Origin of the sequence: Rhodococcus sp. AQ5-07 (assembly GCF_009707305.1) — a bacterium.
Classification (GTDB): Bacteria; Actinomycetota; Actinomycetes; order Mycobacteriales; family Mycobacteriaceae; genus Rhodococcus_F; species Rhodococcus_F erythropolis.
Genome location: NZ_CP046099.1, coordinates 5,745,179 through 5,759,577, shown reverse-complemented (window position 1 = coordinate 5,759,577; position 14,399 = coordinate 5,745,179). Strand labels below are relative to the sequence as shown.

The 14,399-nt window shown below is 60.3% G+C and carries 13 protein-coding genes and 1 pseudogene; 10 read left to right on the top strand and 4 right to left on the bottom strand.

Going from position 1 to position 14,399, the window contains the following annotated elements; genetic code table 11:
* Nucleotides 1-44 precede the first annotated feature (44 nt).
* Together GJB56_RS26780 and GJB56_RS31745 are read right to left on the bottom strand one after the other, a co-directional pair.
* Entirely contained in the window at nucleotides 45-590 is a 546-nt protein-coding gene (locus tag GJB56_RS26780; RefSeq protein WP_229757063.1) for an IclR family transcriptional regulator domain-containing protein, read from the bottom strand.
* Between the two features lie 39 nt (nucleotides 591-629).
* Nucleotides 630-701 (bottom strand): annotated as a pseudogene (locus tag GJB56_RS31745) (helix-turn-helix domain-containing protein); the annotation flags it as partial.
* Nucleotides 702-1,048: 347 nt separating this feature from the next.
* On the opposite strand from GJB56_RS31745, the gene GJB56_RS26775 reads away from it, so the two are divergent.
* Nucleotides 1,049-2,158, top strand: a complete 1,110-nt coding sequence (locus GJB56_RS26775; RefSeq protein WP_113682422.1) for a Rieske 2Fe-2S domain-containing protein — start codon at nucleotides 1,049-1,051, stop codon at nucleotides 2,156-2,158.
* Nucleotides 2,159-2,380: 222 nt separating this feature from the next.
* On the opposite strand, the gene GJB56_RS26770 is transcribed toward GJB56_RS26775, so the two are convergent.
* Together GJB56_RS26770 and GJB56_RS26765 are read right to left on the bottom strand one after the other, a co-directional pair.
* Nucleotides 2,381-3,616, bottom strand: coding sequence for a winged helix-turn-helix domain-containing protein (locus tag GJB56_RS26770; RefSeq protein ID WP_021332418.1), 1,236 nt, complete (start codon nucleotides 3,614-3,616; stop codon nucleotides 2,381-2,383).
* 68 nt (nucleotides 3,617-3,684) lie between these two features.
* Entirely contained in the window at nucleotides 3,685-4,959 is a 1,275-nt protein-coding gene (locus tag GJB56_RS26765; RefSeq protein ID WP_053062059.1) for a TetR/AcrR family transcriptional regulator, read from the bottom strand.
* Nucleotides 4,960-5,490: 531 nt separating this feature from the next.
* Here GJB56_RS26765 and GJB56_RS26760 point away from each other — a divergent pair.
* From GJB56_RS26760 to GJB56_RS26720, 9 genes are read left to right on the top strand one after another with little or no spacing between them, the layout of a single operon-like run.
* Nucleotides 5,491-6,300 carry an MlaE family ABC transporter permease gene (locus GJB56_RS26760; protein WP_019746964.1) on the top strand — a complete coding sequence of 270 codons (810 nt, stop codon included), beginning with the start codon at nucleotides 5,491-5,493 and terminating at the stop codon, nucleotides 6,298-6,300.
* The gene (locus tag GJB56_RS26755) at nucleotides 6,300-7,157 is read left to right on the top strand and encodes an MlaE family ABC transporter permease (RefSeq protein ID WP_003945491.1); all 858 of its coding nucleotides are present in this window, start codon (nucleotides 6,300-6,302) and stop codon (nucleotides 7,155-7,157) included. Before GJB56_RS26760 ends, GJB56_RS26755 begins: the two co-directional genes overlap by 1 nt.
* Before the next feature lie 33 nt (nucleotides 7,158-7,190).
* The gene (locus GJB56_RS26750) at nucleotides 7,191-8,384 is read left to right on the top strand and encodes an MCE family protein (RefSeq protein WP_230091083.1); all 1,194 of its coding nucleotides are present in this window, start codon (nucleotides 7,191-7,193) and stop codon (nucleotides 8,382-8,384) included.
* The gene (locus tag GJB56_RS26745) at nucleotides 8,381-9,412 is read left to right on the top strand and encodes an MCE family protein (protein ID WP_020968483.1); all 1,032 of its coding nucleotides are present in this window, start codon (nucleotides 8,381-8,383) and stop codon (nucleotides 9,410-9,412) included. The genes GJB56_RS26750 and GJB56_RS26745 overlap by 4 nt, the downstream gene beginning before the upstream one ends.
* Nucleotides 9,412-10,467: an MCE family protein gene (locus tag GJB56_RS26740; RefSeq protein ID WP_024487760.1), complete on the top strand. Its 1,056-nt coding sequence runs from the start codon at nucleotides 9,412-9,414 to the stop codon at nucleotides 10,465-10,467. The genes GJB56_RS26745 and GJB56_RS26740 overlap by 1 nt, the downstream gene beginning before the upstream one ends.
* Entirely contained in the window at nucleotides 10,464-11,561 is a 1,098-nt protein-coding gene (locus GJB56_RS26735; RefSeq protein WP_113682148.1) for an MCE family protein, read from the top strand. The genes GJB56_RS26740 and GJB56_RS26735 overlap by 4 nt, the downstream gene beginning before the upstream one ends.
* A complete protein-coding gene (locus GJB56_RS26730; protein WP_113682147.1) occupies nucleotides 11,558-12,622 on the top strand; it encodes an MCE family protein in 1,065 nt (354 codons plus the stop codon). The genes GJB56_RS26735 and GJB56_RS26730 overlap by 4 nt, the downstream gene beginning before the upstream one ends.
* Nucleotides 12,619-13,839: an MlaD family protein gene (locus tag GJB56_RS26725; RefSeq protein ID WP_021342906.1), complete on the top strand. Its 1,221-nt coding sequence runs from the start codon at nucleotides 12,619-12,621 to the stop codon at nucleotides 13,837-13,839. The genes GJB56_RS26730 and GJB56_RS26725 overlap by 4 nt, the downstream gene beginning before the upstream one ends.
* Nucleotides 13,826-14,383 (top strand): hypothetical protein, encoded by a 558-nt coding sequence (locus GJB56_RS26720; protein ID WP_019746957.1) that lies wholly within the window; start codon nucleotides 13,826-13,828, stop codon nucleotides 14,381-14,383. The genes GJB56_RS26725 and GJB56_RS26720 overlap by 14 nt, the downstream gene beginning before the upstream one ends.
* Nucleotides 14,384-14,399 lie beyond the last annotated feature (16 nt).

Here is a 14,399-nt window from a genome sequence, read left to right as displayed (position 1 = left end):
GCTTTACGCGGAGTCGGAGGAGGCGCACTCTGCGCATTTCCGAGCTAACCGGTCTGCTGGTGACGACCACCCGGCACCTCGAAATACTGGGAGATTGCCACCGCGGCCATCTGTACCGGTGCAACGTGTCGATCGTCGATCTTGCCTCGAACGAGTGGGCCGCTGATCGACAGACCGACTTCCGCTTCACCCAGCGCACCCACCCGCACACCGATGCAGCCGAGACCCGAAGTACACGTACCGAATACGACACCGTACCGATGGTTGGCTATTGCGGAATGCTGCGCGACCGTCGAACGGCGGCCCGCTGCCAAGAGTGCCTTGCCGATTGCCGAGGATCGCGCCGGGATGCGAGAGCCGACGCCTGTCTGGAGGTCAGGTATCGCCTGGCTGCCGATCTTCTGAAGGTATCGCACGTTGCTTCCCTCGAGGACCCCGAGATGTACGGCCTGATTGGTGACGAGGTGCAGGTTGTACAACAACGGCACCACCACCCTCTCGAACTTGTTTCGATACAACGAGATTGCCCCAAGATCGCCGAGTTTGTCGCCGATTTCGTACTCGAGGCCTTCTCTGCGAAGCCAATCCATCCTCACTAGCTTCAGAAGCATCCTGTGCACGGATGATCGCGGAATCCCGGTTCGACGGGCCACCTCGCCCAGCGTCAACCGCGGCGTGTCACGAAAGCAATCCACCACCATCGCCAACCTGTCGAGGGTTGACATAGGGATGGGCTCTTCTGTGATCGGTCCGACCGACATGGCGTCTCCGTTTCGGTGATCCGCCCGTCGAGAGGACAGCGCTGGGCGTGCTCTGCTGACTGCAAATCTGGGCCTTCACCGGACGAACCGCCAGGGCATTTCCCACCGTGCGGGAGACAAACCTGCCTGGCCACTCCACCTGCAGCTATACCGATCACCGGTTACCCCCGTTGAACCTGGACCAACTCCTCACCACAGTGGCCAACACAGATCACTGAACAAAGGACGACGTTTTGACCACAGACGTGACGACCACAACGGACCTCGGCGAAGTCGACGAGATCCGCATGATCGACGAGGGCGCTGCTCCCGAACGTTTTGCCCGCGGATGGCACTGCCTCGGACTTGCAACGGATTTCCACGACGGGAACCCACATCCGATCGAGGCCTTCGGCACCAAGCTTGTCGTATTTGCCGACAGCCAGGGCGAATTGAAGGTCCTCGATGCCTCCTGCCGTCACATGGGCGGCGACCTCAGTCAGGGCACGGTCAAGGGCGATTCAGTCGCCTGCCCCTTCCACGACTGGCGTTGGGGCGGCAACGGCAAATGCACCGCGATCCCCTATGCACGCCGCGTTCCACCGCTTGCCAAAACCCGCGCCTGGACCACCCTCGAACAAGACGGACTGCTCTTCGTCTGGCATGACCCCGAAGGCAATCCGCCTCCGGCCGAAGTCGCCATACCGATAATCAAGACTCCGGACCACGAATGGACCGATTGGGTATGGAAGTCAATCGTCATCGACACCAACTGTCGAGAAATCGTCGACAACGTCGTGGACATGGCGCACTTCTTCTACGTGCACTTTTCGTTTCCCACTTACTTCAAGAACGTCTTCGAGGGGCATGTCGCCATCCAGGAGCAGAGCGGTATCAACCGCGACGACATCGTGACCTGGACGGATCCCGACGTGCCGAAGTTGGTCTCGAACTTCTCGGTGGCCGCCTATCACGGACCGTCGTTCATGATCGATGATCTGGTGTACCAGTACGAAACGTTCAAGGTGGATTCGGTTTTGATCAACTGCCACTATCCGGTCAGCCCGAACAAGTTTGTCCTGATGTACGGCATCACCGTCAAGAAGACCGAGGAACTTCCCGCCGGGATAGCGGACCAAACCGTTGACGCGATGATCGGTTACATCGGCGTCGGATTCGAGCAGGACATCGAGATCTGGAAGAACAAGACCCGCATCGACAACCCACTACTCTGCACCGAGGACGGTCCGGTCTACCAACTGAGGCGGTGGTACGAACAGTTCTACGTCGACGTCGCCGACGTCACGCCCGAGATGATCGATCGCTTCGAATTCGAGATGGATACAAGCAAACCCATCGAGGTGTGGAAACAGGAGGTTGCAGACAACCTCGCACGCCGTGCAGGAGCAGCGCAGTGACCATGGAACCAGTGGACTGCGAGAGGTGTGGAACATATGTCCTCGTCGAGAAGAACAGCTGGCAACATACCTCGACTCAATGGCGATCGGATCCGCACAACGTGTGTTCGGAGTATCGCGAAGACAAGGCGTCGCCGAAAATTCGCACCGGAACTTGTTCGGCATTAAGAGATTCCATCAACCGAGCTGCAGTCGACGGGAGACTCACCGTTCCAGATTGACCTAGCGCGCGCCCACCGCATCCACCTCGTCGCCGGCCATCACAGCGGCCAGCTCTGATGCCAATGTTCCATTGTTCTCCACGACTACGGTGTCGCAGCCTTGCCACATTGCGGTTCTACGAAGGAGCTCAGCCAGACGCGGTGCAGTGTCGGCATCGGCGGTGGGCTCGGCCCAAGCAGCGCGCACGAGTAGCCGACGGTTCTGTCGGTCGTTCTTGAGATCGACTCGCGCGCAGATATTGTCGTCGATCAACACGGGGAGCACATAGTAGCCGTGAACCCGCTTGTGTGCGGGAGTATAGATCTCGATCCGGTAGTGAAAGTCGAAGAGCCGCAACGCTCGATCGCGCGCCCACACTACCGGATCGAAGGGCGACAACAGAGCCTCGGTTCGGATCGACCTTGGACGCTTTGCCTGTGGATCAATCCATACCTCGCGAGGCTTGCCACGACGCTCCCAGCCCTCGACGGAAACACTGCGTACATTGCCGGCGTCTTCGATCTCACGCAAGGCAATTCGTGCCTCAGCGCTCGGCAGCCGAAAGTAGTCGGCGATATCGTCGAGCGTACCGAGTCCGTGGGCCTTCACACCACGCAGCACCAGCTCACGGATCGCGTCCGATCGATCGATCCTCGCATCGAGGATCTCGGGCGCGAGCATGTGTTCGGCAAGGCCGTATCGACGTTCGAATCCTGCGCGACCCGCGGATACCACTTCGCCCCACCGGAACAGAGTCTCCAGCCCGACTTTCACGTCCGACCACCCCCACCACGGGCCGCGGCGTGTATTCGCTTCATGCTCGACTTCGCTCGCCGCCATCGGACCGTTTTCACGCAGTTCGTTGCGCAACCAGTCGAGGAAGTCGCGCCGATCAGACGCCCATCCGTTCTTGTCGCTCAAAGCTTTGTCACGAAACTGGTCCATGCGCCAACGAAAGAGTGGCCACATGTCCACCGGCAGGAACGTCGCTTCGTGTCCCCAGTATTCGAGGTACCCCGACTCCGGGGAGAAGGTCAGCTGATCAAGCCTGGACTTGTCGTAGGCGCCCAGTCGCGCATAAACGGGCAGGTAGTGACTGCGTTCGAAAACGTTGACCGAGTCGATCTGCAAGACCTGCAGCCGGTCCATCACGCTGACCAGATTGCGCCGCGTCACCGTTGCCGGGTGTGATTTGCCGAACCCTTGAGCGGCGAGCGCTATTCGGCGGGCAGCTGCCAGAGACACGACTTCGCTCATAGCCGACCACACTACGCACGCCGTCCGACAAGTTTCAGGGCGGCGAGAAGTTCAGGGCGGCGAGAAGTTCAGGGCGGCGAAGCCGGGCAGCCGAAGAGAACTGCTGACATGAACGTCTGAAGTGTGGAGGCGTTTTCTGCTGCAACATCGAACTTCATCAAGCGTCCGATGTCGGGGACCAGGTTCAAAGCAGCGTGAACCAGGAACTTCGCCTCTATCGCCGAAAGGTCGGGGCGAATTTCGCGAAGTATCCGCGCCCACTCGACCACGTACAGCTTCTGCCGATTCTTCAGATCGCTTCGATGTCCCGGCAGAAGGTTGTTCATCTCGGAAAAATAGACCGACATCAATTCATGTTGTGCAAACGACAACTCCACGTACATCGCCGACAGTGCGCGCAGCGCTTCCTCCGGCGACGTCGCAGACTCGAACACTGCTGCCGTCGCGAGGTCCAGACGGTCTGCCGCTCGATAGAACACCGCCCCGAGAAGTTCCGCTTTGCTCGGAAAGTAGCGGTACATCCCGGAAGCGTTCAAACCCGCAGCGGCTGCGATCTCTTCGATACTGACGTCGTGGTAACCGCGAGAATCGAAGAGCCGCACGGCTTCCTGCAGCAGACGTTCACGCTTGTTCGTCGTCACCGACCGCGTCGACACAGTTTGCTCCGACCGCCGCGATGTAATTGCACTCCCACCGTGTTCGATCGACAGACAAGCGTCGAGAAGAACTTGCTCCATCCGACGTTGGGGCAGTATCAGATTGTGAGCGGTGATGCTGCCGATCACGCTGAACATCGCTGAGGTGAGGATGGTTTCGGCACGAGTACTCGCCGGCGGTTCGGAGCGTGAAAGATGCAGTGCAACTCGGCGATTGACAGCAGCTGCCTGAGCTCGGACCGATTTCCGATCGGCAGCGTCGAGAAACCGACTCTCCCACCGGTAGATCCCGGCTGTGCGCCGATTACGCACCGTCGTTCGGATCACAGCGAGCAAATCCTCGCGTAGGCACTCCCGGTCAGTTGCATCGGCGGCGACGGAGACCGCATCGAGTGCACTCTCGAGCGCGTCGGTCAATTCCAGTGCCGCGTGGCGGAACATCGCATACTTGTTCGGAAAATGCCGATAGAGTGCCGAACCCGAAATACCGACGGACGACGCAATATCCTCGACGCCTACGGCAGGATATCCCCGTTCGCTGAACGCAATTGCAGCCGCAGCGGCGATCTTCGCCTTGCGGTCCTTCGGACGTCGCTTGACCGACTCCGATCCCGCCGCTCGAAGGATTACACGCGAGGTCTGTTCGTCAACTGTCTGCGCATCGACAGACTGCTGTCTCGGGCTCACTCGCGCACCCCCTCTCTCAGCCCCACCAAACACCAAACCGATCCTTTTGCGAATGAGCATAATCATAATCGGTTCCCGCCATCGGAGACTTTCGAGATTTCCACTGTAGCCACGTTCTATATACGCTGCTAGCTTCCCTAACTCCAGGTTGCCGTCAACTGCATCGCCCCGATCATCGACACTGAAACTCGAGAGAATTCTCGTTAACAAAGCCTTGCCCTGTGGTCGAAACCAGGGGTAGGGTCACCGCTCGAAGCGGCCCCCTCTCCCCGACCGGGACATCGGACGACGGCTTCCGGAATTTCGATGAACTTAAGCCGAGGACACCACCCGACAGAACTCATATTGGCACGTCAACACGCTGACCGTCGCTGTTACACCGAAAACTCCCCCGAGAATTTTCGTTCACATAATGCTTGCCACGTCACATATATGTGTGAGATGCTTCACAAGCAGTTCGCTCGACCGCCAGCGTCCGAACAGTTCGACTTTCGTGCTGAACCATGTTGATCTGCAAAGGAATTCAATTAGATGACGTACGAGCTACCAGCCCCGAAAGGCCCGGTACGAGACGTAGCGTTGCAGGGGGGCTATCTGATCGGATTCTCGGTGCAGGCACTGTTCGGCCTGTTCACGGCAATCCTCCGCAGGCGACTCTCGTTGCACGAGACGGTCACTCAGACGCTCTTCATCGGTCGCGTCAGCACTGGTCCGTCGCTGCTCCTCATGATTCCGATCGGTGTCTTCATCGCGGTGTCGGTCGGCGAACTGGCCGGCCGCATCGGTGCCGGTGGCTACTCGGGCGCCGTCGTGGCATTCATCATCGTCGGACAGGCCGCAGCACTGGTGTGCGCGTTGATGATGGCCGGTGTTGCCGGGTCGGCGATCTGCACCGATCTTGGTTCGCGAAAGATTCGCGAAGAGATCGATGCCATGGAAGTGATGGGCATCGATGTGATCGAACGCCTGGTAGCTCCGAGATTGGTTGCGGCAGTGATCGTCTCCCTCGCACTGTGCTCGATGGTGACCTTCGGCGGAGTGATCGCATGCTATCTGTACCACATCTACGTGCAGCATCTTCCGGCCGGAACGTTCATGGCAACGTTCAGCCAATACGGTCGATCGTCCGACTTCGTCATGGCTTTGGTGAAAGCCGCGATCTTCGGCCTCGCTTCGACTTTGGTGGCCACTTTCAAAGGTCTCCATGCAAAAGGCGGCCCCCGCGGCGTTGCCGACGCAGTCAACGAGGCCGTCGTCATTGCGTTCGCGCTCGTCTTCATCGTGAACACAGTGTTGTCCGCGTTGTACACCGTAATCGTCCCGGCAGTCGGTGAATTCTGATGTCGCTCGTCGATCTCCGTGTTCGAGCCCGTCAAGCGAGCAGACCCCTGCGAACCGCCGGCGACGGCCTCGTCTCCCTCGGTCAGCACGTCACTTTCTACGTCCGCACCATCGCATCGATCCCTTTTGCGCTCACCAAGTACCGCAAGCACGTACTCGGTCAGATCAGCGAGGTCAGCTTCGGCACGAACTCCTTGCTGTCCGGCGGCGGCACCATCGGGATCGTCTTCGCGATGTCGCTCGCCGCGGCAATGATGTTGGGCGTCGAGACTCACCGGGGCCTCGAACTCGTCGGGATGACCTCGCTCTCGGGCATGCTGTCTGCGGTCGCGAACACCCGTGAGCTTGCCCCTGTTGTCGTCGCTATCGCGTTGGCTGCCAAGGTCGGAACGGGTTTCACTGCCCAGATCGGGGCTATGCGCATCTCGGACGAGATCGACGCCCTCGACTCGATGGCGATCAGATCCATCCCCTTCCTCGCGGGTACGCGGGTGATCGCTGCCATGATCTGCGTCATCCCGATCTACATGATCGGACTGCTCGCCAGCTACCTGTCGACCCGACTGGTCGTCGTGTTCTTCAACGGTGCATCGGCAGGTACTTACGACTACTTCTTCCATCTGGCGATCTCGCCGCAGGATCTCCTGTACTCGGGCCTCAAGGCCGTGGTGTTCGCCGCTGTTGTCGCGCTGGTTCACTGCGCGTACGGCTACTATGCCTCCGGTGGTCCGGCCGGCGTCGGGCAGGCTGCCGGGCGCGCGCTTCGGACTGCGATCCTCGCGATCGGAATCCTCGACGTACTGATGACTTTCGCGCTGTGGGGCCTCGTGCCCCAGATCCCGGGAATGGGGGTCTGAGCCGTGGACAGACTCACTACACACACAAAGATCGTGTACGCCCTTCGCGGCGCGATCGCCGTAGTGGTAGCCGTCGCCGCCGCTGTGACAATGGTTCTACGCGGTTCGGGAAACCTCGAGCAGAGCACCGACATCTTCGTCTCTGTTCCAGCCACAGCCGGTCTCATCAGCGCTGAAGCTCCGGTTCGGTACCACGGCGTCAACGTCGGCCGAATCGGCGAAATCGAATCAGGCACCGCCGAATCCGTTGTGCAGTTGCAGATTCAGACCGATGACGCGTCGAAGATTCCCGCCGACGTGGTAGCCCGCGTCGTTCCGCGCACGTTCTTCGGCGACATCTACATGCAGCTCGTGGACAGTCCGAATGGGCAGGGCCAGACGACTCTGTCGGACGGAGACGAGATCCACATGGACGACGGTCCCGAAGCCGTTGCGCTCTACGACGTGTACACCAAATTGGTGGGAGTCCTCACGGCGATGCAGCCCGAGAAGTTGCAGACAGCCCTGACTGCGCTGGGCCAGGCACTCGACGGAAACGGAGCCGAGATCGGTACCACGATAGACAATCTCAGTGCCGCGTCCGGCGTACTGACACCCGCCGCACACCAATTCCTCGAATCGACACCCGAATTCAAGTCGGTCGTCGACGCGTTGGACCGCGCGACCCCCGACATTCTCGATACCTTGGCAGCCGCCACAACCGTCTCGAACAACATGGTCGCCAACAGAGCGAATCTCGAGTCCTCGATCGGCGCGGCCGCAGTCTTCGCCGCTACCGTCGACGATTTTGTCGTGGAGAACAACCGAAACATCATCACTGTGATCGATTCCGCCGGAAAGATACTCGCAACCACCGCGGCCAATCCCGGAGGACTGCGTTCCACCCTCGCCAATGCCAGTACGTTCGGCGCCGCGGGCGCGCGGGTCTTCGCCACCGGTAAGTTCGACATCACAGCAGTTGCCACGTTCGCCGAACCGCTCCCATACACCGGCGATGATTGCCCGCAGTACGGGGACTCGCGCGGCGCGCAGTGTTCAGGCTCCAACCTGACGCCTGCACAACCCGTCAGTGCCCCGGTCGTGGGCGGCGAAGCCGAAGCGGCCACGCTGCGCTACCTCGAAGATCAGCTACTGGGCGGATCGCCGGAACGCTCGGACACCCCCAACCCGGCAACAACACTGATGTTGGGGCCGATGGTCAGAGGCAATGAGGTGACCGTCCCGTGAAGGTCCGTCCTGGCCAGGTAATTCGGTTGTCACTCTTCTGTCTCACCGGCGTCGCTTGTGCGTCGTTCGTGGCGAACACGTTGTCGGTCCCGGTTCGCGGAAGCACCGATTCGTATTCGTTCGAGTTCACCGATGTCGAAGGCCTCAACCCGGGTAACCCGGTCACGATGTCCGGTGTGCGTATCGGCCGCGTGGACTCGGTTGCGTTTGCCGACAACGGCGGCGGCACGAGCAAGGCGATCGTCGACGTCGAAATCGAGTCGCAATATTCCCTCGAGTCGGATGTCCGTGCCGCCGTGCGCTACGGCGACATGCTCGGTGCTCGATATCTGGCACTGACGCAGGACGACAGCGCGACAACGGTATCCGCACGACAGCTCGAACCAGGTGACACGATACCGCTGGCGCAGACAACACCGCCGATCAACTTGACGGCACTGATGAACGGGTTCAAACCGTTGTTCGCCGCGCTGCAGCCCGAGCAGGTGAACACGCTCACGCGAAGTTTTGTCGAAACCTTCAACGGCCAGGGCCAGGCGATGACCACCCTCCTCGACCAGATCGCGACCATGAGCTCCGGCCTTGTCGACCGTCAGGACGTCTTCGCACAACTACTCACGAACATGAACACTCTTCTCACCTCCGTCGACGAACGCCAACCCGAATTGGTCGGTCTGCTGGACGGTTTGAACGATCTGAGTACTTCCGTCGTCGGGCAGAACGATCAACTGGTCTCGCTCTTGGATCAGGGAAACCGAACTGTCTCGTCGTTGGCTCAGATCATGGCCGGGTCGAACGGCGCATTCGGCCAGACCGTGCAACAACTCGAAAGTGTCACCGGGAGTTGGATTGCGAGCACCGACGAGTTCAACAGACTTCTCGCCAACCTTCCCCAGTTCGCCGACGCCGCCAACCGGATCGGAAGTTACGGAAGTTTCATCAGCCTGTATCTGTGCAATTTCACTCTGAAGGCAGGCGACATGGAAGCCAACATCTTCGGTCCGACACATTCGCCGGTGTGCTCATGATGTTCCTGGTCAAGCTGATCGACGTGTTCGTCGGCATCATGCTCTTCCTGTTCAAAGGGGATCGCCGTCGCAGCGGTAGCGGCACCGCTCTCGCCCTGGGTAGTCTCGGAATCTTCGTTCTGGTGGTGGGACTCGGCGCCGCCTTGGGCATTCCGAAGCTCTGGTACAACGTACGCACGTCGGCATACACAGCGGAGTTGGCCAATGCCAGCGGGCTTTCCGACACCGATCCGGTTTACGTGGCCGGCGTTCCCGCGGGCCGAGTGGATTCGATCGACCTTGCCGGCGACCACGTCGTCGTCAACTTCCGCTTGGACAAGGACCAGCCTTTGGGAAACCAGAGCACGGCGACTGTCAGGCTCAAGACGGTCCTTGGCAAGCGCTACCTGGAGATCGTGCCGGCCGGAGTGGTCGACGACTCCGATGCGCGGGTCATCCCGCTCTCCCGCACTACCGTGCCGTACAGCCTCGACGACGTCAGCAGTGATGCCACCACTGCGGCCACCGGCGTCGACCTACAGGCGATGGAGTCCATGATGAACACCCTTTCGGAGGTGATTCCAACTGATTCCGATCAGGTGGGCCGGGCGCTGGCCGGAATCAGCGGCGCCTCGGCGGCTTTCGCGCAGAACAGTGAACAGATCGACCAGATTCTCATCATGTCCCGCGAGCTGTCGGACATGGCTGCGGCACAAACCGATTCGATAGTCGGTACTGCGGCCAATGCTCAGACGATCGTTCGTACTCTTGCGATGCGTAAGGACGCACTGACTCAACTGGTCGACAACCTGACAATCATCATCTCGAAGCTCTCCACCACTTTCGTCGATCGTCAGGACGAGTTCGGAGCCATGACCGACAACCTCGTCGAGGTCACCACCACGCTGAAGAACAACGCAGATCAGATCGACCTGCTGTTGACTCGTCTTCCTTCCGCGCTGCGTTCGGTCACCGATTCCACCGGCACCGGCAATTGGACCGACGTCAACGCGCCGGCCGCCGTGATCCCGGACAATCTGCTCTGCGCGCTCGGCATCATGGAGGGCTGCAAGTGAATACACGAAAAGCCGTCACGGCCATGCTGGTCGTGACCCTGGCGATTGCACTCCCCGGTTGGTACATCTTCGGACGAACGGATCAGTCCAAGACCGTCTACGCCGATTTCAGCTACGTCGGCGGAATCTACGAGGGAAGCAAGGTCACGGTCCTCGGAGTCGGCGTCGGGACGGTCACGTCGGTGGAACCTCGCGGAACTTCTGTTCGAGTAGCGATGTCGATGCCCAACTCCGTGGACCTGCCCGCCGACGCCTCGGCCTATGTCCTCAATCCATCGGTGATCAGCGATCGCCACATCGAACTCGGCCCGGCTTACACCGGCGGAGAGACGCTGAAAGACGGCGACCAGATTCCGATCGAACGTGCCCACTCCCCCATAGATTTCGACGGCTTGATGGGAAGCGTCAGCACTTTGGCCGACGCATTTGCCGGGGATGGGGGCAATCTCGGCGATCTCGTGAGCCGCGGCGCTGCCGGATGGCGGGGACAGGGCGATCAATTCAACACCGCAATTCGCAACCTCAGCACGGCAACCGGAGTTGTCGGCGCTCGGTCGGAAGACATCGGTGCCCTTGTCGACAATCTCAATACCTTGATGAATGCTCTGGACGCGAGGCAGGTCAGCCTCGACGAACTTGTCGGTGACCTCGGCACATTGGGCGATCAGTGGGCGAACCAGAACATGGACATCTCACAGCCTCTGCAGGATCTGCAGGTGGTCTTCGACCAGTTGAACAGTTTCATGACAACTCACGGCGATGATGTCGGTGCCATAGCCGACAACGTGCGAGTTCTCGGTGACACTCTGGCTGCCAAACAACCCGGCCTCGCAGAGTTCATGGACCTTGTGCCGTTGATGATGCAGAACCTTTCCCAAACAATCGGTCCTGATCAGCGCGGGCGCATTCGGCTCAACGTCTCGACTGCATTGACTCAGTTCGCGGTTGCGAAACCGCTGTGCGACACCTACAAGTTGCCGATCTGCACCGGAGCCGGGTTCACGAATCCGATTTCCTTCCCCCTCAGCACTTCTGATCCGCTCGGAATCGCCTCCGCGATTTCCGGCGGAGCCGTCCCCGGAGGTGGCAATTGACGCGGCAATCGGTTCGAATAGTCGCCGGTATCGTGATCATCGGTGTGGGTTCTGCGGCCGTGTTCGCCTTCGGCGGCTGTAGCGCAGGCATTCAAGACCTACCCCTGGGTCGTTCGGCCGACGGTGATGCGTACAACGTGGCGCTGCAGCTGGCCGGCGCCGACGGCCTGGTGTTGGGGGCAGACGTCCGCAGCGGCCAGAAAGTCATCGGCCGAGTATCCGCGCTGTCCGCCGACGTCGTCGGAGCCGATGTGACACTGAGTCTGGACGCCGCGACGCCGTTGCCGGACAACGTCGAAGCATCCGTCGAACTCCCGTCCGCACTGGGCAACCCGTTCATCAGACTATTGGTGCCGGAGGTTCCGTCCGGCTCGATGCTCAGCGACGGCGACACAATTCCGGAGTCTCGCACCGAGATCGGTCCGCAAGTCGAAAGTGCGCTTGCCACGCTCGGTACGGTTCTGACCGGAAGCGGCATCGATCAACTCGATACCGTGGTGCGCGAGCTGAACACCGCGTTTTCCGGGCGCTCCGGTGAAGTTCGTTCTCTGACCGACACCCTGACCTCGCTCATGGCAGAGGCAAGCAGTCACCGCAGCGAGTTCGACGAGGCCGTCGACCTCGCTGCCCGGGTCTCCTCCCAACTGGCCGGCCAACGCGACGTCGTCGACAACTACCTCGATTCCGTTCCACAGGTGGTGTCGATTCTCGCGGGACAGAAGGATCAGATTGCAGGCCTGTTGAACTCGACCGTTCAGCTCGCCACCAACGCAAACACCATCCTCGACTCGTCACCCGACGGCCTCGACGCGATGCTGCACGATGCGTCGACCGTTGTCGGGACTCTGGATTCGTTCAACTCGGAGATCGGTCAGACACTGGCGAATATGAACGGATTGCTCGAGAACTTCACCAGTGCAGTCCAAGGTGACTACCTCGTTTTCGACGGCGCCCTGGATATTCCGGGAACGATCGACAAGCTCTGGAGCGGCGGGATGGCCGGTCAATCGATCGCACCGGCGGGAACTCTCACCGATCTACTTCAGGGAGGTCTGCGTTGAGTCGCCTTGCGCTTGTTCAACTTGTCCTGTTCGCTCTGATCGCTGCTGTCGTAATCCCTTTCGGAATCGTCTACGTGGTCGGCCCTCAGGGTTTCGGTGGCCAAATCCGGCTGCACGCCAACATGTCCGACGCCTTCGGGCTGACCAAGGGCACGGTCGTCACGTATCGCGGCGTACAGGTGGGGAAAGTGAGTGAAGTCGAACTCGACGCAGGCACCCGCTCGGCTCGGGTGGAACTCTCACTCAACGACAACACCGAGATACCTACCGACAGCGTCGCCAAGGTGACGATGGGGACCGCAGCCGGAATTCAGAATGTCGACATCTATCCCAACACAGACCACGGCCCGTATCTTCGGGACGGCGACGAAATCGCCATGCCCGCGGATCAGCAACCGGTCCAGATGAGCCAGTTGATGCTTCAGGCGTCCGGTGTCCTGGAAGGGATTGATCCGCAAGCGATCAGCGACATCGGGACCGAACTGGGAAATTCGTTCAACGGGCTCGGCCCGAGCTTGGCGACGATGATCGACAACGGTGGGACCATGTCCGCGCAGTTGAACGACCAGTCGGCCGAACTCGCCGCGCTGCTGTCGCGAACCTCCACGTTGGTGGACTCCATGGCGACACAATCGGATTCGTTCGTCCGAGGAATGGCAGCTGCCAAGAACTTCACCGAACAACTCGAATCCAACGCTCCGGTACTGATCTACCTCACCGATCATTCGCCCGCCGCCCTGAACAGCGCTCAACAGTTGTTCGACAAGTACCACAACACTTTCGGAGCAGTCCTGGCCAATCTCGTCACTGTCGCACCGATCATCTCCGACCGCACAGACGCCCTCGAAACCGGACTTGTCACGATTCCTGAAGGTCTCGCCAAACTGGCATCCATCGTCAAAGGCGATCGCGCCGACTTTGCATTGGTTGCCACACAGGGGCCGGTCTGTAACTACGACACCCCTAGGCGTGAGGTCGGCGATCTGTCTCCCACCAGTCCAAGTCTGGCGATGTACTGTCCCCCCGCCGACGACCTCGTCCAACGCGGAGCACAGAATGCTCCCCGCCCGAACGACCTCGGATTGCAGAACTCGACGGTCCCCGGTACGCCGATCGGACCGCCCGTCGTCGCAGATCCGATTCTCGTCCCCACCGGAGTCGACGCCCTGAACTACTGGAGATTGATGTTGGAAGGACTGGGAAATGGCACACGGTGACAACGCACTACTCGACGAGGCTGAAGCCGAGGTGGCCGAACATCCGACTTCTCCGTCGCTACTTCGCCGCCTCAAGGAGCCACGCAACGCACTGATCTCACTCATAGCGGTAGCGCTGGTCGCAGCATTGGTGGTGCTCGGATTCCAGATGTACTCGGCGAATCAGGAAGACACGCTGCGGCAGGAGGCTTTGGACACCGCGCGGGATTACTCGACCATCATGTCCTCCTTCGACTATCAGAACCTCGATGCCAACAAAGACAGCATCGCCTCGATGTCGACCGACGAGTTTGCCGGCACCTACCGAACGATGGTCGATTCACTGCGCGAAGTCGTCGCCGGGGGGCAAGGCCAGGCGAGCGCAACGGCGACAGACGTCGGCATCGAATCGCTGGACAATTCGTCGGCCAAGGTGCTCGTGTTCGTCGACCAACAAGCGAAGAATGTCGCAGCGCCAGAGGGAAACACACAGAAGTACCGCATGGTCGTGTCCCTGGTCCGCTCGGACGACCGGTGGCTCGTGAGCAACGTCGAGACCAAGTAACTCACCACGCGCGGAG